At 42.4% G+C, this 17,822-nt stretch carries 19 protein-coding genes; all 19 read right to left on the minus strand.

What is annotated here, in order from left to right; all coding sequences use genetic code 11:
• Window positions 1–4 precede the first annotated feature (4 nt).
• On the minus strand, window positions 5–1,813 hold the full coding sequence (locus ABEW32_RS00420; protein WP_430183664.1) for a motility associated factor glycosyltransferase family protein: 1,809 nt from the start codon (window positions 1,811–1,813) through the stop codon (window positions 5–7).
• Window positions 1,814–1,938: 125 nt separating this feature from the next.
• Window positions 1,939–2,283: a hypothetical protein gene (locus ABEW32_RS00425; protein WP_430183805.1), complete on the minus strand. Its 345-nt coding sequence runs from the start codon at window positions 2,281–2,283 to the stop codon at window positions 1,939–1,941.
• Window positions 2,283–2,666 (minus strand): flagellar export chaperone FliS, encoded by a 384-nt coding sequence (fliS, locus tag ABEW32_RS00430; RefSeq protein WP_328801037.1) that lies wholly within the window; start codon window positions 2,664–2,666, stop codon window positions 2,283–2,285. Before fliS ends, ABEW32_RS00425 begins: the two co-directional genes overlap by 1 nt.
• A 14-nt stretch (window positions 2,667–2,680) precedes the next feature.
• Complete coding sequence (gene fliD, locus ABEW32_RS00435; RefSeq protein WP_430183666.1) at window positions 2,681–4,150, minus strand: flagellar filament capping protein FliD; 1,470 nt, start codon at window positions 4,148–4,150, stop codon at window positions 2,681–2,683.
• A gap of 14 nt (window positions 4,151–4,164) precedes the next feature.
• Window positions 4,165–4,548 carry a flagellar protein FlaG gene (locus ABEW32_RS00440; RefSeq protein WP_430183668.1) on the minus strand — a complete coding sequence of 128 codons (384 nt, stop codon included), beginning with the start codon at window positions 4,546–4,548 and terminating at the stop codon, window positions 4,165–4,167.
• 168 nt (window positions 4,549–4,716) lie between these two features.
• Window positions 4,717–5,487, minus strand: coding sequence for a flagellin N-terminal helical domain-containing protein (locus ABEW32_RS00445; protein ID WP_328801040.1), 771 nt, complete (start codon window positions 5,485–5,487; stop codon window positions 4,717–4,719).
• Between the two features lie 310 nt (window positions 5,488–5,797).
• On the minus strand, window positions 5,798–6,031 hold the full coding sequence (gene csrA, locus ABEW32_RS00450) for a carbon storage regulator CsrA (protein WP_430183671.1): 234 nt from the start codon (window positions 6,029–6,031) through the stop codon (window positions 5,798–5,800).
• Entirely contained in the window at window positions 6,031–6,477 is a 447-nt protein-coding gene (locus ABEW32_RS00455) for a flagellar assembly protein FliW (protein WP_430183673.1), read from the minus strand. The genes csrA and ABEW32_RS00455 overlap by 1 nt, the downstream gene beginning before the upstream one ends.
• A gap of 83 nt (window positions 6,478–6,560) precedes the next feature.
• Complete coding sequence (flgL, locus tag ABEW32_RS00460; RefSeq protein ID WP_340933418.1) at window positions 6,561–7,469, minus strand: flagellar hook-associated protein FlgL; 909 nt, start codon at window positions 7,467–7,469, stop codon at window positions 6,561–6,563.
• 24 nt (window positions 7,470–7,493) lie between these two features.
• Window positions 7,494–9,074, minus strand: coding sequence for a flagellar hook-associated protein FlgK (gene flgK, locus ABEW32_RS00465; RefSeq protein WP_430183675.1), 1,581 nt, complete (start codon window positions 9,072–9,074; stop codon window positions 7,494–7,496).
• A gap of 15 nt (window positions 9,075–9,089) precedes the next feature.
• Window positions 9,090–9,590 (minus strand): flagellar protein FlgN, encoded by a 501-nt coding sequence (locus tag ABEW32_RS00470; RefSeq protein WP_430183677.1) that lies wholly within the window; start codon window positions 9,588–9,590, stop codon window positions 9,090–9,092.
• 10 nt (window positions 9,591–9,600) lie between these two features.
• Window positions 9,601–9,876 (minus strand): flagellar biosynthesis anti-sigma factor FlgM, encoded by a 276-nt coding sequence (flgM, locus tag ABEW32_RS00475; protein ID WP_430183679.1) that lies wholly within the window; start codon window positions 9,874–9,876, stop codon window positions 9,601–9,603.
• A gap of 196 nt (window positions 9,877–10,072) precedes the next feature.
• Window positions 10,073–10,483 (minus strand): TIGR03826 family flagellar region protein, encoded by a 411-nt coding sequence (locus ABEW32_RS00480; protein ID WP_430183681.1) that lies wholly within the window; start codon window positions 10,481–10,483, stop codon window positions 10,073–10,075.
• Between the two features lie 738 nt (window positions 10,484–11,221).
• Window positions 11,222–11,671: a LysM peptidoglycan-binding domain-containing protein gene (locus ABEW32_RS00485; RefSeq protein ID WP_430183683.1), complete on the minus strand. Its 450-nt coding sequence runs from the start codon at window positions 11,669–11,671 to the stop codon at window positions 11,222–11,224.
• Between the two features lie 383 nt (window positions 11,672–12,054).
• Complete coding sequence (locus tag ABEW32_RS00490; RefSeq protein WP_430183685.1) at window positions 12,055–12,936, minus strand: ComFC family protein; 882 nt, start codon at window positions 12,934–12,936, stop codon at window positions 12,055–12,057.
• A 23-nt stretch (window positions 12,937–12,959) separates the two neighbouring features.
• Window positions 12,960–15,089, minus strand: coding sequence for a helicase-related protein (locus ABEW32_RS00495; protein ID WP_430183687.1), 2,130 nt, complete (start codon window positions 15,087–15,089; stop codon window positions 12,960–12,962).
• A 201-nt stretch (window positions 15,090–15,290) separates the two neighbouring features.
• The gene (locus ABEW32_RS00500; RefSeq protein ID WP_430183689.1) at window positions 15,291–15,731 is read right to left on the minus strand and encodes a hypothetical protein; all 441 of its coding nucleotides are present in this window, start codon (window positions 15,729–15,731) and stop codon (window positions 15,291–15,293) included.
• A gap of 167 nt (window positions 15,732–15,898) precedes the next feature.
• A complete protein-coding gene (locus ABEW32_RS00505; RefSeq protein WP_013373401.1) occupies window positions 15,899–16,621 on the minus strand; it encodes a response regulator in 723 nt (240 codons plus the stop codon).
• 4 nt (window positions 16,622–16,625) lie between these two features.
• Window positions 16,626–17,786: a sensor histidine kinase gene (locus ABEW32_RS00510; protein WP_013373402.1), complete on the minus strand. Its 1,161-nt coding sequence runs from the start codon at window positions 17,784–17,786 to the stop codon at window positions 16,626–16,628.
• Window positions 17,787–17,822 lie beyond the last annotated feature (36 nt).

A 17,822-nucleotide genomic window follows, 5' to 3' on the forward strand; every position in this document is an offset into this window, starting at 1 on the left:
TAATTTATATATCTTTTTGGACCAATGCATCGCTATCTGCTTTTTTATCTAAACGGCGAATCGATTCCGAAAACATTTCTTCAAGTATTGGGATTTGTGCTGTGATATCCTGTAGCAGCTTACCCAGATGCTCATAGATTAGATCAGACTTACGAATCAACTGATGTTCTGTCACAATCACAGGGAGTACCTGATCAAAACGCGCAATTTCGATAGGGATAATGGATTCAAATATAGGTGAGAACCATTCCCTGTTGGCAATCAACCCCCACATCTGTTCTATGGATTCCACCACATTTTGGGCCTTTGCCGGTTTAGTTCGGCTAAACTCGCGTAATTTATTCATTAGCTTGTGAATTGCTGCAATCTCAGAACGTGCATTGGAAAGATCCTCACGTGTCGCTATCAGCTTATCTCTGACATTCTGCACCTTATTCATATCAACAGCAATATTTTTTTCATTTATCAAATCGGCAATGGCATCAGGATCAACATGTTCAGAGGACAACAATTCATATATCTCTTCCATGGGCTTGAAAGGAGCACCCTCAATCACTGCACCATTACGGCTTGAATTGACGAATTCGATTTTCGGAAGGGCCGTAATGAGGTTTTCGAGTCCATCCCTCATTCGGGAGAAGCTCTCATCTGTAGTGTTGTATGTCCCCTTTACATTCAACACTTTTTTAGGTGCTTCCTGCACTCTCTTATCCGTAGTTTCGGCTGTAAAGTGTTCAATCCCATCTGTGTAAAATTTGTTATCCGGGAACGACAAATCCTGGCCTGCAAGTATGATCCGTTTGGCCCCCAGACAGGCTGCTGCTTGAATAGCCGTTCCTGCAACTGTTTCTGTAGGGAATACAAAGAGTTCCTCTTGACTGAGTCCAAAGAAATACTGGGATACAGCGTCACTTTTCATAATACTATGAATTTTCTCTGCACAGTTCTGGTCAGAGATTTCATAATAAGATGAGGAAGTAAACAATAAAGGCTGCTCTCTCGTTTCAGAGGAATCAAAGATTTTCTTATTGACTGAATGGCCATCCATTATTACAGCAAGGTGAGGCTTTATTCCATGCTTTATTAATGCCTGAATGCTGGAGCCTGCTGAAATAATCAGTACGTGAGGACGTAATTTTTTTAGCCATTGGATATCTTCCTGTAAAGATGGTCCTGATGATACAATAACTACCGTTGCACCCTCAAAAGCATAAAATAGTCGCTCAATGGAGGGAGTGTATAACACATCAGATAGGTGATACAGAAAATTACGAGTCCATTCTTCTCGAAAGCGATTCTCTGTATATTTATCTAACAAAAAAGTCTGACGGTAGTCTTCGAATTGTTCTTTCACTTCACGTAACATATTCATATCATCTGATAAATACTTACGCAGTGCGATAAACACCAATTCTTTCATCATATAACTACTCAACATATGAAACATTATTCTGAGCTGAGATTCCCCAACCGATAGCCAGTACAAGTTGGGATGTTCCAACAAAAGACTGAGGTCATACTCTGTCACTGCTTTTCGAAAAAGCTGCTCATTCGGCTCATACACAAAGAGCCAGTGGTCGGGGTATAATTCGAGAAGATCCGCAATGCTGAGTCCCCTATCAAACCCGTATACAAAAATAATCTTTCCGTTTCCAATAACCCCTTTGGCAGCATTAAGCCAAGCTATATCCCTTTCAAAGGGCTCTGTAAACAAAATTTCAGATAATTCATCATTCGGTGAATTATCTATTTGGTCTGCAACATGAGGAAATCTCTGCTCTAAAATTGTATGGTTTATTTGTAGTTGAGACAAGGTAATACCACCGTTTCGCATTAATATTTGTTAATTAGTATATCGGATTTACTCTTAATGGAATGAAGCTTTTCACAAAAATACCCCCATTCTTAATCGAATGGAGGTACACTCATAATGCATTTTTATTTTCGATGATCAATAAACAAACTATCTACGGAATAAGCTTGCTGGTATGCATGCTGCTGTATACGAATGGCTCCACGTTTCTCCATCCATTGACCGGCTTCATCCTTTAGCACATGCATTCGCTGCAAAATTATAGAATCATTACTTAATATGTCACGAATTTTCTGTTTGTCATTTTCCGTTAACGATGGTTGATAGGACTGCATCTGTTCTACAATGCGTTGTCTTTGATCGGCAAACTGTTCGAATTCCTCTTCACCTAAATTCAGTAGGTTAGACAACACTGCTTCTGTCATATGTTGCAATTCATCAAGGAGAGCTTGCATATTAACAGCTGTCATCACACACTACCAACTACACCAGGCATTTTCATTGCTTCCAACCAAGTTTCTCGTAAATCAGTCAAATGTTCCAGCACCTCTTGTGCCGGAGCGGCTATTTTGTGAACATTCGCCTCGATCAGCTCATGCAGCATATATTCATACACTCGCAATAAGTCATGGGATATTGGATATTCAAAATTCAACGCAGATATCAACTCGTGTACAATCGCTTGGGCTTTACACAAATTATTATTTGCTTTCTCGTTATCCTTATTCTCTATCCCCTCAATCCCCGCACGAACGAAACGAATAGCCCCATCGTACAACATAATCAGCAATTTAGGCTTGGATGCAGTTTGCGCTTGAGTCTGCCGGTATTTCTGATAGGGTGTATTGATCAATTGTAAAACCTCCTTTATGACAACATACTTGTAAGACTGGAAGATGTGCTATTGTATTTGTTAATGGATGTCTCCATCGCGGTAAATTTTTTATAATAGTTGGTTTCAATCATCGTTAAACGGCTTGTCATATCGCTGATCCGACGGTCCAGGCTCGATAATTGCTCTCCCATTGAGCTTGTAGAAAGAAATGCAGCGGTTAGATCAGAGCTAACCTTGGATGTACCCGCAGTATCTGCCATTCTTTGAAGTGAGGTATTCGAAATCTTTTTAAGTTTTGCAATTACACCATCTTGCTGTGTATATTTATTAGTTAATGCGGTACTTGGGTCCTGTTTCCCGAAAAAATTAGCGATAACATCCGGATCTTTTTCTACCGCTGCACGCAATTTGTCTGCATCTAGAATAAGTTTGCCTTTAGTATCATACGTCCCCGTAGTGATTCCTAGCTCAGACATCATTAAGGGCTTATTCTTACCATCCGTGTCAACTCGGCCGATATCTACACCTTGGATCATAGCATTACGCATTTCAGATAATGTATCCTGCAGGATAGGATCGTTTCTAAGCATGCCGCTCTTGGCCTTCGTGGTCCATAGCTTGACTTCATCATCACTCATATCCGCTTTTTGTTCCGTTGTAAGCGGAGCGTATTTTGTATATCTCTGCTCACTAATCTTGCTATTGAGTGTAGCAAGAACATCATTATACGCATCGACAAAGCTTTGAATATTTTCGACGATCTTATCCGTATCCTTGGTAGCTTCTATTCGTGTTGCAGCACCGCCTGCTGTCTTAAGTGTAATATCAACGCCATTTATTGTAAAGTTATTGGAAGACTTTGTTACGTCTAGACCATTTACCTTTAATACAGCATCAGTTCCGTTAGTTAAAGATAGTTTAAATTCACTACTAATTTGAGAATCAATATTGAATGTTTGAGAGCCAGTAGTTTTGCTCGTTAATGACAAACCGGATTTAGCATCATATAGAGCTGTCACCCCTGTCTTACTGTTATCGTTGATCTTTTTGACAAACGATTCAATGGTTTCATTCGCATCCACATCAATGGTAGAACTACCAACCTGGACCGTGCGGGCTGCCCCATCTGCGAATGCCAATTCACTACTGGCCTTTTCGGTCCATGTACTGTTCGAGACTGATCTTGCCGCAGTGGCCAAGCTCGTCACCGAAATGTCCAACACTCCACTAGCCAACGAAGAAGCCGTTGCAGATAGTGCATCACTGTTACCAGTTACTGTTACTTTCTGCGGATTTATTGCAGCGGTGCGGCTTAATGTAGTCATTTTATCTTGAAATGAAACTATCTTAGTGCTGCTTTCGCGATAATTTTCCCTTTTCCATTCCATCAATTGTTTCTGTTGATTCATTTTGTCGAGCGGTACACGCTCAGCTGTCATCAGCTTTTTAACCATTGAATCAATATCCATACCTGAGGCTAGGCCACTTATTCTAGTTACCATAATTGTATATCCCCCTATACTTTTTTATCGATAATGATTCCTGCAATTTCCATCATTCTAGCCGCTATATCCAGGATTTTCTCGGGAGGTACCTCACGGATCAGATCGCCAGTTTCCTTGTTCATCACTTTTATCATGATTGCATGTGTCTTTTCATGTACAGATATTTCAAAAGTCTTCTGTGGGCCTTGTATAGCATCAATTGCTTTCTGCAGCTCCAAAACTGCTTCCTCATGTGTCTTCTGTTTCTGCGCAGTACTACCTCTATTGGTTGTATGAACAACATCTTGTACAGCAGGATAATTGATTTCGGCATCTGAAGGAGCTTCTCGTTTTACTCCAGCTGATGGCTGAATCGGCAACAGACTCCCAGTGCTGGGGGGTATCATCGAGTCCATTGAATAACCTCCTTTATTTTTTTAACACAATAAATCCGTTCTGTGCTTGTAAATGCTAATACACTATATATCGGCAGATGAGTGTAATTATTTATGAGAAAACTAAAATAAAAACAAAAAAGATCCTGCGAGAAGCAGGATCTTTTTTGTAACTGCTGTCGTTTGAAATTAACGAAGCAACGACAGTACGCCTTGTGGTGCGGAGTTCGCTTGTGACAACATAGATTGCGAAGCTTGTAGCAAGATATTGTTTTTGGACAGAGCAACCATTTCTTTTGCCATGTCAGTATCACGAATACGGGATTCGGAAGCTGTCAGGTTTTCAACAGTCGTGCCCAAGTTGTTAGAAGTGTACTCCATACGGTTTTGAACAGCACCCAAATTAGCACGTTGTTTAGCTACTGCTTCAATTGCTTTAGTTGCACTATCAAGTGTAACATTGGATTTGAGTCCTTTGAAACCAGTAGAGCTGATACCTTTGATTGTGATTTTAAATGTGCTATCATCAGCTTGGATAGAAACTGTACCACCGGAAATTGCAATACCATTGAATTTAGTGGTGGACAGGATTGCGTCGATTTGACTACCCAATTGACCAAGCTCAGCATTAATGTTGGATTTATCACCAGCACTGTAAGTATCGTTGGATCTTTGAACAGTCAGTTCTTTCATACGAGTCAGCATGGAGGAGACTTCGTTCATAGCACCCTCAGCTGTTTGTGCGAAAGAGATACCGTCTTGAACGTTACGTTGTGCTTGTTCCAAACCACGGATTTGACCACGCATTTTTTCGGAAATGGAGAGACCCGCAGCATCATCAGCTGCACGGTTGATGCGCAAACCCGAAGACAATTTTTCCATGTTCTTGCTTGCTGCCGTGTTGTTCAAGGTCATGTTACGGTGTGTATTTACTGCCGGTAAGTTGTGATTGATAATCATTTTAAATTTCCTCCCTGAAATGGTTTGATTCCCACATCCTTGTGGTATAAGCGTCTTCACAGGTCGGCCGCCCTGAAGAATTACCGCTCTAAAATATATATCGACCCTAAGACTAGAATTGTTTATAGCATTCGAGTTTTTTTTCGAAATATTTTCTTAGGAGTTTACGACTCGGTTATATCGATTTACGTCTTCACATAATGGCTAATTGTCCAAGGCAAACCTGACAGCTTATTATGAGCCAAACAAAGGCCGACACTTTACTCGTGTCGGCCTTTATCAATGAATATGCACTACTATTATTGTTTAATCAAGACTTTCTCTTATCCATTTCCAACATTGCATTTTGAATAGCATTCGAATCCATAACAGCAATTTGATTATTTTGCTGAATAGCATCAAAGACTTCTTTTCGGTAAATATCGATATCCTTAGGGGCAGAAACACCAATTTTCACAGTATCTCCTTCAACAGAAAGAACTGTAATGACAATATCATTCTGAATTACAATGGACTCACCCTTTTTACGCGTTAATACCAGCATCAGGACTCACCACCTTTGCTGGACTCTGTTCCACTCCATAATGGATGCTTAATTTTGTAGTCAGTATTCTGCAAAACAATTTGCTTCCCCATACGCTTTTCAATGTTAAAGATTAAAGGCGCAAGCAAGTTAACCGTTGTTTTGGATTGGTCGCTATTCCATGTACAGATACATCGTACTGCTATCTGTTCTTGACTGGTAATTCCTATGTCATCCAGAGTATCATCAGATAGCTCAAACTCATAATCTTTAAAGAAATCAAATGGATTTACGGTAATAAAAATAGTTGCAGGCTGCTCTACTGCACTAAAAAGACTAAATAATTCATTATGCTCCTGTAGCTGAAATTCCCGAAGTTGTTCAAATCCTGGTATTCCTTTTGGAAACACATAAAGACTAGTATTTTTCTCTTGGTTCTCTTCATCTAATTTCTGTTCTGGGGTCATAAGTAACTCCTCCTATATATAGTAACAAAAAAGCTACGGACCACTCGTCCATAGCTTCAAATTATAAAGGTCAAAGATAAAAATCAGCTCATAAAGTCCATCAGGGATGGCTGCATGATTTTAGCTGATGATTTCAGGGCGGCTTCATAAATGGTTTGGGCAGATGTAGCTTGAATCATCAGACTAGCAACATCCGCATCTTCCGTTTTAGCTTGAAGTGTCGTCAAGTTCAAATTTCGCTCTTCCAACCGGGATTGTATCAGTTCAACCCGATTCGTACGTGCGCCCACTTCAGACAAACTTGTCTGCATTTTAGTAAAGCGGGATTCAATACTTGAAAGTTGACTCGATATTGCCGTACTATTTCCGCTGCTTAGTGCAGAAGATATAGCATCCATAACCTTAAAAACATTATCAGGATCTGTCGATTTCCCAAAAAAATCGCTACCGGACGTATTTACCCGAAATGCATCTTGGTCTCCAACTGCATAGCTGACCGCGCCTTGATCCGGATTAATCTGATCATAACTTGTTACCGTAGCAGATAGCTGATACGGCATCTGATCATAATTTTGTCCATTGAAAACATACTTCCCACGAAGCTGGCTATTACCAATATTCATCATTTGTTCCTTTAACTGATCAACTTCCAGTTTAATCGAATCCAATCCAGATTGAGGAAGTGTTTCACTTGAAGCCTGTACTGTCAGCTCTTTAAGACGCTTCATCACATCACTGGCTTGTTGCATGGTTGTATCAGTGAAATCCAACCAGCTAACGGCTGCATCTGAGTTTGTCTTGTATTGTTCATTAGAAGCTAACTCAGCTCTATACCGTAACGCATAAGTTACTCCTACTGGATCATCTGAAGGCTTATTCAACTTCCTACCAGTCGAAATCTGATTCTCCATTTTACCCATATTATTATTGTTTCGATTCAGGTTACTGAGCAGTTGCATATTAGTCATCCCTGAAGTCACTCGAATTGGCATGGCTTACTCCACCTTCTCATTATACTAGAGACCTACGCGGCCTGTACCATTAATCAGCTTTTCCAATAGTTGATCAAAAGTTGTCATGAACCGGGAAGCCGCACTGTAAGCATGTTGAAACTTGATCATGTTTGACATTTCTTCATCCAGTGACACTCCGCTGACGGATTGGCGATTCAAGTCCACTTGTTCAGTCAATAGCTGTGCATTCTGCGATTGGCGCTCTGCTTCCTGAGTTTGGACACCTAATTGCCCAACAATTGAACTGAAGAAGTCATCTACAGTGGTAGTTTGTGCTTGAGTTGTATTAAAACCAAACTTCACATTTTTTAAGCTCGCCATAGACAATGCCAAAGCATTGTTACCCACAGTTACCTTCTCGTTAGCCGTCCCAGTTCCATCTACGCGCAAAGAACTAGCAATTTTATTGGGATCATCTTGAATATCCTTATTCAGCGTAATGTTACCTGCTGTAATAGCAGCTCCATCTTTGGAGGTGAAGAACGCTCCACCTTTTTGTGGTGTCGTACCACTGAGTGTGTATCCTAACTGATGGAGTCCATTAATTCCTTGCACAGTTACTTTCAAATCCGTGGTCAAGGTTCTGTTGTTATTCGCATTTGAGTAAGTCACTGCTGCATTGTTGACACCTGAATTCAGTACCGTTCCCTCAGGTAAAACTGTACCTGCGGGTAAAGTAATCTCAATGTTACCATTTGCCAATGTATTAGCTAACTGGTCCATTTGTGTTTTGTAATCTGCTACATATTTATCTCTGGATAAAATCATACCGTACACTTCGCCACCAGTTAAAGCTCCACCTTGATATGCAGCCTCAAGACCAGCCTCTGTAATAGCAGTTACCTCTGTGCCTGCTACAGCTATCTGTCCTGCCACGGTTACCTGATAACCGTTATCCAACTGAGTTACCTGCACATTCGCAAGCTTAGAAAGCTTATCAACTGCATAATCCCGCTGATCACGCAAGTCATTTGGATTATCCCCAAGCTGCTCCAACTTGTATATATTACCATTCAAATCAGCTACAGACTGCAATAACGAATTCATCTCGGATGTCTTTAAAGTGACGTTATTAGTCAAATCAGAACTAAGTGCATCCAGTTGCTTGCTGGCTTGGTTCATTGCATCTGTCAGAGCAAGTGTAGTCTCTTTTACAATTTTACGATTCGTAACATCCTGAGGATCTTGGCTCAAATCAGACCATGCATCCCAAAAGTTATCCATGACCTTACGGATACCCGTGTCTGAGGGCTCATTCATAATGGTCTCGAGCTTGTTCAGCGTGTCATAACGGATGTCCCACCCACCTTGAGATGAACTTTCATTACGATACTGGTCATCTAGAAACGTTTGACGGACACGCTCAATAGCAGTAAATTCCACCCCTGTGCCCATTTGACCTCGTACAACAGAACGGTTTAAACCGTAGGCTTCCATAGATTCTGAGGCCTTCATACTAACCACTTGTCTGGAGTAACCTGCTGTGTTGGCATTTGAGATATTGTGTCCAGTTGTATTCAAGGCTGCCGTTTGTGTGTTTAAACTTCTTTTCGCTGTTTCTATACCATGAAATGTTGAGACCATATTTTCCTCCTTCAATTAGGCACGTGTATCAAATAGCCCCGCTCGTACAGCTGATGTGCTTTTGTCAGCCGGACGCTGATAAACTGCTTCAGATTCAGCATAATATGACATACTCTCAATGGAAAAATCAATATAGGATAGCGCCTGTTTTATGAGCTGTTGATTCAACTCATTTAATCTTTTCAATTCTACAAGCGTATCCGCCAGATTTTTTTGAATTTGAAGGAGGCGCTGCTTGTCTTCAACATCAAACACAAGACGAGACAACTCCGTAATATTGAGATTCAACTTGGACTTAATACCACGTTCCTGCAAAAAATCATACGCTGCCTGCAGGCGTTGTTCATCCAGTTGTTCAATGTGTCTGGACATCTTCGATTCCTGATTCATTACTTGTATAAGTTGCTCAACCTTATTTGATATCAGTGCTTCTTTTTTCTGAGTTCCTAATGCAATCAACTGCTCATGTGCCTCTCTAAGCTGCTCCAGCACATCCATCAAACGCTCTAAAGGCATATTCCTTCACCTAGCTTTCGGAAGACTGCTTAAAGAAAGGTAACAGCTTCTCTGCAATTTGATCGGCATCCACACGATAGGTTCCAGAAGCTACTTGTTGCTTAAGCTCCTGAATTTTCTTAACGCGGTCTGCATCGCTGCTGCGATTCAGCATTTCCATTGCTTCTGGAGAAATGGAAACCTCGTCCTTACGGCGGGACTTCTTAAGCTCCTCCTGGCGTCCTGTTTCAATATTTCGCTGATATGGATTAATAGCTCCGATGCGGTTGGTCTCGTTAATTTTCATAACTTCCACCTTCCTTAGTTATTTGATATGGTCAGAATGTATCAGACGACATAGCGTCGAACATGGTTCGTATTATGCCTTGCTTCTTTATTTTGTGCATGGTTGCTAAAATAAAAAAAACCGATAAGCTCTATAAAGATTATCGGCGGTATTTGAAACTTTTTGAATAGCTGAATGCGTATTTAATTCCCCTGTACTAGTTTCCACGAAGTTTATCAATCGCGCTGTAGGTACCTGAGCCCATATTATTACTTTGATCCTGATTACTACTGTCGCGTATGGCCTGATTCAGGTCTTTAGTCAGACGTGTTCGACAAGAATCGCACATATGCCCTTCACGAATTGGAATTCCGCATACCTCGCAAGGATACGTCATATTGGGCGCATTAGCAATGGAAATACGTCCCTCACGTATAAATGTCGTGATTTGCTTAACAGAGACACCTGTAGCTTCCGAAAGCTCATGCATATGAATACCTTTATTTTCACGTATATGTTTGACACATTGCTCATACTCAATCTCAATTTCTTTAATGCAGTTCTGACAGATTCCCCTAACATTCATAATAAACAGCTTTCCACAGCGAGGACAGTTATCCAAATTCATCCTCTGTAGCGCCCCTTTCCAGTTTCCGGTCTTTTTAATTGCTTTTATCCTTACATTACCCTATTGCGAAGAGCCTCGTCTATCAAATATTCAAAAAAAGTTTTTTAGATTTAACACAATTCTACATTTTGTTCGTTATCATAGTAAAAGTTAGTAAGAGGGGATGATTTAACAGATAAAGTTTCGCCATCTCTATGTACATTAATATGAAACAACATAAAATGCAGAGGCAAATAAGTCCTCCTAATCCAGCCTATTACATGTAAGTATTTATCGTCAAACTTCATCCCTTACATTAGATGAAAAATAAAATAAGCGCCATTCCAGTTATTTTCGGGAATAGCGCTTCATTATCATTAAATAGCTATATATGAATATGGTTAAATGTAGAAATGAAATGAGGGAAAAACCGGGCGAAACAATCCTCAGAAGAATTCATGTTCACCTGTGCCCCGAATACCATCAAAAAATACTATAAATCCGGGGGATCGGTGTCCATACGAATGCTCCGCACATGGAGTGTGGGTATTCATAAATCTCATACACCTAACATCATTTCAACTTATAAGCTATCTGAAATTAAGCTAGATGTACCATTGGAAATTTGCAGCCCAAAAAAACAAGCGATTTTACAAATAATTATTCAAAAAAGCATTGTTTTAATAGAGGCCTTCCCGTATACTATAGTCAAACGCTTGGTTTAATAAATACATTTTATAAAACAGTTTATAATGTTAATTATTTATTTGTGTTGGTTTGTGGTACTTGCAGTTCTTGACCAACTTTTACCAGGTTGTTGATTTTAACCAATTCTTCAACAGTTACACCGTATTTTTCTGCAATAGAAGCCAGTGTGTCGCCATCTTGGACATTTACTGTAATTGTTTTTACAGTTGTTGCTGGTGTTTCAGTTGTAGTTGTTGTTTGGTTGTTGTTCTCAGTTGTTGTTTGAGTCGGTGCTGTAGTTGTATTTTCAGTGGTTTTAGTTCCAAAAACTTTTGCTTCGAATGCTTTTTGTGCTGCTTCTTGCTGTTGAATGATCAGTTGTTCTTCAAATTGATCTTTATTTTGGTCTGAGTTGGATCTCGCCAATACTTGACCTGTTGCAAGTGGGCTCAACAAAGATACTGCACCTAAGCTAACTGCCAACATGCTAGAAACTGCTACTTTTTTCATTACATTTTTCATGATTTTGTTCTCTCCTCTTTTTAGCTTTAAATTTTAATTAACTGCTTTACTACTGAGCGAGACACTCCCAATGTCCGCTCTTTTGTCGTTAGCTAATCACTTATTACCAATCATGTTAGCTATCAACAGAAAGAAATTGTACTCCTCTTTTCCAAAAAAATCAACCTCTAAATTGAAATATTCTGATTTCATCCCTCACTTCCTAACTTTTTGTTCGTGTCTATATTTTTATTATATACCTCTCTCTAGCTTGTTGTCAAATTCTGCTGATTGTACGGATAAAAGGGCTTCTGCTCTATCATTTAAGCCTTCTTTCAAAAGAATTATAACCTTTTTTTCATAGTTTCAAGCACGAAGTTTTGGAAAAAAATAGATGTTTAGACTCATGATCTCGCTAAGGTGAGGCAAAAAATAGCCAATTGTACTCCTTGTTCTAATGCCTTTTCGTTCAAAACACGCGCACACGCCTGCAATGTACTACCCGTTGTATAAATATCATCTACAAGCAAAATTGTTACGGAATGCTTACTTGCCACATTACGGTGAGATCCAGCTTTTAAAATAAAAGATTTCACCAAGTTGACCATATTGGGGTGAACAGAAAATGCATTACTCATTGTATTCATACGTTCATTTTTTGATTTAAAGCTTTGCTTGCCTGTATCTTGGGGGCGAATAAGCAAGGATAGGAAGGGAAGCTTATTTTGCTTCGCAATCTCTTCTGCCAAAATTTGAGCCTGGTTGAAGCCACGCTCTGTCAGCCTTTTTTCACTTACCGGGACACAGGTCACTATATCTACATCCCACAAAGATCGCTTGAAACGAGTGCATTTATGATCTGCAAATTCATGTCTCATTGCCTGATAGGCTTGATTCATGATATCGCCCAGCAGGGGACCAAACTTTTCATTGCCACGATATTTGAACTGCCCAATCCATTCTCTTATCATCGGCGTATAGCTGGTTGCACTCCGATTGCATACATAGTAACGTACTAACCGATCAGGCCTGACGCAATCTGGACAAGGCGTCGGACGTCCACAATGAACACAACGAATGTTGTAAACCCAAGGAATTTGGGTCGAACAACGAGTACAAAGCCCAGTAAATTCAGAAAAATGACCTGCGAGAGTGCCACAAGCAACACATGTATGTGACTGACGATGGAATAACCAATTTAATAACAAACGAGTTTTTTCACTCATCCCCATACCAAAATGCACCTTTCTTGGTAGTTTACGTACCGACATTGTTTCAGGTTTCACATTTCCAAAAAAACTTTTTTGATTTAAGGCATTTCCTGCTTCATCAATTTCAGATATCCCTTTTTCCGAGCAAGTGCATTCATACGTCTAATCTGTTTAATCGCTCCCTTTTGACCGCTAGTCCATTGAGGAGATATAAAAATAACAATTCCACATGGGTCATCCTTAGATCTTCCCGCGCGCCCAGCCATTTGGACAAGGGAGGCTTCATCAAAAAGACTGCTGTCCGCGTCCAGTACATACACATCACTCCGCGGAACAGTCACACCCCGCTCCAAAATGGTAGTTGTGACCAGTACACGTATTTCAGTGGCCCGAAATAAACGCACCTTAGCGGTTCGTTCTTCATCCTGCGATGAGGTGCCGGCAATAGGTATATCAGGCAATTGTCTGTTCAACAGTTCCACAAGACCTTGAATATGTGAGATTCGGGTCACAAATAAGAAGACCTGTGCTCCACGTTGAATGGATATGTATAGGCGCTGAATAAATGAAGCGGGAAGCTGACCTTTTTGCAGCCAATGATGCACTGGAGCAGTCCCCAAACGAATTGGGACAGGTAGGGGATGACGATGAAAACGAACGGGAACCTTGGCATGTGGCAGTAGACCACGTGCAGCCTCTTTCTGCAAGGGACGTGGTGGCGTCGCAGACAAATAAATAAACTTCCCTTCCCGCTTACACACAGCTTGGGCAGCAAAGGCAAGCATTGGATCGTTGTGATAAGGAAACGCATCAATCTCGTCAATTACAACCAAGTCAAAAGCCTGGTGATAACGCAACAACTGATGCGTTGTCGCCAGTGTCAGTTGTCCCCTATGCCACCGTTCTGCACTCCCTCCATAAAGTGTCACCATGCTAACCTGGGGAAAGGCAACTGCCAAGCGAGGGGCCAACTCCAAAACCACATCGCGGCGCGGTGTAGCTACAAGCGCTGTTCCTCCACGCTCCAACACATGCTGTAAAAGCGGAAACATTATTTCCGTCTTGCCCGCGCCAGTCACGGCCCAGAGCAGAAAACGTTCGGCCGCAGAATCGGGCATTTGCCGTCCAGCGATTCCCCAAGCACGCTCGCTGGATTTGATGGAGGACTGCTCGTGGCGGGCAAGGGGGCTGCCATGCGCAGCGGTAGCATCTGAGCTGCGGCGCACAAGCATGCAGCGCCAGAAATATTCGCTCGCTCGTTGCCATTGGACTTCCGGGCGAGCGCGTTTTCGCACCCTCCGGGGTGGTGCGGCCAAAAAGCGCAGCGCTGCTTCGGCGGCGGCACGTTGCGCAGGACTCAGCCCCCAGCGGTCGAGATTCGCCGCCGAGGCTACCTCTGCCGCGCGCGGCACGGCAGGCTTCGCTGTACCGCGCAGCAACAGCGAGCACTCACGGCTACGCCCAAGCGCGAGACATGTCTCGCAGTAGGCGCACGCCTTACGACCGCACGATGCGCAGCTCGTGCGATGCACTTTTCCGCTGCCACAACGGTTGCAGCGGAGTTCATGTCTACGCGCGGCAGACCAACGCGCGCGTGGTGCTGGAGCGAGACCAGCAGCAAAGCTGAGTCGGCCCTGCAGATATGCAAGTTGCGCAGCTGAACGCCAAGTATGCTCCAAATCTGGGGCCGCCTCTGCTAGCAGTGCTTCGGCTTCAGGAACGAGCAACTGTCGTCCTGCCAGCAAATAAGTCAGCTCATTCGCTTGCCGTGTTAAACATTCCATATCCAATTCGTCTCCTGCTGTGACGAGGCTCCTGTTCTGAATTGAACGTACGGTTCCTGTTGTTTCCCATCTCTCATTTCCATGTCTAATGCAAGAAACCCACCCTTGGTGTTGGTCCCAAATGCAAATATCTCTTACTCCTTCAGATAAAATCCGTTCTCCATTAGAAGACTCAAGAACCAGTTCATTCTTTAGTTGTGCGAGAATATAAGCCCACCATTGCCGATTCTCCCATCGACTCATATCTCCTAACCCCCTAAATTTCTCCAATAGACTTACTCCCCAGGACAAGGGAAACTCCTCTCCTAGCAACACCCACCTTTCGACAGCATTCTTCTCGCCTTTATCTTGATACAACCACCATGTCGTATCTACTCGAATATCCACAGATAATCGGAGATTCCATTCCCCCTTATACCTGACTGCATATACTGCAATTTTCATCCTTGATTTCTCCTCTCATTCACATTTTTTCCTGGTTCTTGTCACTCCAGAGAACAACAAAAAAGCACACTTCCATGGCTAATAGCCTGAAGTGTGCTTCACATCAAACAGATTTCAACGAAATCCCTATTGTCTTGCATATGCAACTGTCTATAAACATTTATATCTGATTTTAACCACCATGTCCACAATTCCCTGTCATTAAAGAATAAGTGGGGCATCTGCCAACGGGTTTGCTGTTCTAAGATCAATAACAACCTGCTTTTCACCGCCTGACTTCGGCAAAACCGGGTTCCCCGGTGAAAAACGACATGAGATGACTGAAACATCCATATGACTATAACGCATCAGCCGAATCAGAATAGGTAGCGTATCGTCCATAGATTCATCATCCAGTACCGTTACATATAGCGGCCTCCGGTGTAGCCAGGCAAGTATGCCTAACGAACGCATCACCCATTCCACACGGTCTCCATCATTGGACGTAATCACAATGTAGCGAGTCGCACGGCGATCCAGCGATGTCGCATGTGCATCTTCGCCATTGTGATAAGCCTGAACCGCCTGTCGTATATACATGAGATGCACGACTGCGGCTCCTACACCGTATATAAGCAATATCCAAACCAAGTGAGCCGTCACGAGGGTTCCACCTCCTCCTATAGCGACAATATATGCCGTATATCAGGAAGAGGTGTCACGATTATGTACTGGGCTTCCGTACGAGCGGATATCTCGCTCCAGGAGAGAGGCGGTACAGCATTCATATCTACGCAGCTGCATCGTCTAATGCATGAAAAGATTACAATTTACAGCGTAACCCATCCATATTTGATGGAGTTAATAACTGCTTGTGTACGGTCATCCACTTCCATCTTTTGCAAAATGCTGCTGACATGGTTTTTGACTGTTTTCTCACTAATGAATAAATATTCACCAATCATCTTATTGCTCTTGCCTTCAGCCATCAGACGCAGCACTTCTGCTTCACGGCGGGTCAGCGGATTATTTTCACCTGCGACAAACTTCACGCCCGCTTCCTTCGTATGGCCTTCTGCCATCGCTCCTGTTTCATTCAGGTAAGTCATCCGACGGAGCTGCTGAATAAGCTTGCCCGTTACCTTTGGATGAATAAATGCATAGCCTTCATGTACTGAACGAATAGCATTAATGAGAGACTCGGCCTCCATATCTTTTAAAAGATAGCCATTGGCTCCCTTGCGCAACGTCTCGAATACATAGCTTTCATCATCATGAATGGATAAAATGATCACTTTGACGTCCGGGAACATCTCCCGTAGTTTTTCAGTTGCCTCTACACCATTTTCAATTGGCATATTAATGTCCATCAGAACGATATCCGGTTTCTCTACATTGCAGAATTCCAACACTTGAATGCCATCGCCACATTCTCCGATGACCTCAATGTCGTCCTCCATATTCAAAATACGTTTAAGTCCTTCACGGAACAACTGATGGTCGTCCGCTAACAGAACTTTAATGGGTGCATTACTCATTTCCTGATTTTCCATGTTGTTACTCCTTTCCCTTTTCCACGTTGGTTGGGATATGAATCACTATCTTGGTGCCTTGATTCTCAGCTGATTCGATCTCCATTCTCCCCTCGAGCAGTTCAACCCTTTCCCGCATACCAATCAGACCAAAATGCCCATGATCTTTGCTTTTTTGCTGAAATAGTTCTGGCTTAAAGCCCAGACCATTATCCTGCACGACAATTTTTACAAGCTGTGCCTGGTAGGTAATCTCTACAAGCACATAGGTAGGGTAAGCATGCTTGGCAGCGTTAGTCAAAGCTTCCTGGATCAGACGGTAAATGGCTGCTTCCATCGCGGAAGAGAGACGGTGTTCCTTGCCCCTTGTTTCAAAAAGCGCTCTAATTTTCGTTTTTTCCTCAAAATCCTGCACATATTTCCGGAGCGTCGGAATAAGTCCCAGGTCATCCAGGGCCATGGGACGCAAGTTGAAAATGACCTTTCGCATTTCTTCAAGACTGGAGCGAACTTGTTTCTTCAAGTCTACTATTTCGTCCTGAACCATCTTAAATTCCTGCTTGGCGATCATTCTTTCTACAATTTCCGTCCTAAGCACTAGATGCGCAAGGAGTTGCGCAGGCCCATCGTGAATTTCACGAGAAATGCGCTTACGCTCCTCTTCCTGAGCCAAAATAATTTTCAGACCAATAAACTGCCGATTTTTGGCCGATTCAATGATCCGCGTCACTTGTCCCAATTCACCCGATAAATATTCCAGCACGACCCCCATCTGCGAACCAATGGTTTCGGCCCGCTCGACTGAAGCCTCAACACTTTTGGCCCGTTTTTGAAGATCATCTCTTCTGGCCTTGAGATACATTTCCTTCTCGCGAAAAATCATCACATCGAGTTGAAGCTGTGTTGCCTTCTCATAAGCCTGCTTGATATCCTCTTCCGAGTAGCGGACGAAATCACGACTGACCTCAGTCAACCGAATTCGGGACCGCCGATAGTTCATTTCCAGCTGGTCCACCTTTTCGATCGTTTCCGCCGTTTCCTTCAATACGCTCTGGAGCTCTTGATTTAACGTGACCAGCTCGGTCCGGGCCGTGTCCAATATTTCGAACATCTGATATTTGCTGTTCTCCATCACCTGGATGGCATTTTTAATGACTCGGTCTATGATATCGGCTTGAAAGTCCACAAATGTTCTACTCCAATCCTAGCATTTCAAGTATAT

The organism is Paenibacillus jamilae (genome assembly GCF_050482105.1).
In the GTDB taxonomy this organism is placed as follows: Bacteria; Bacillota; Bacilli; order Paenibacillales; family Paenibacillaceae; genus Paenibacillus; species Paenibacillus jamilae_B.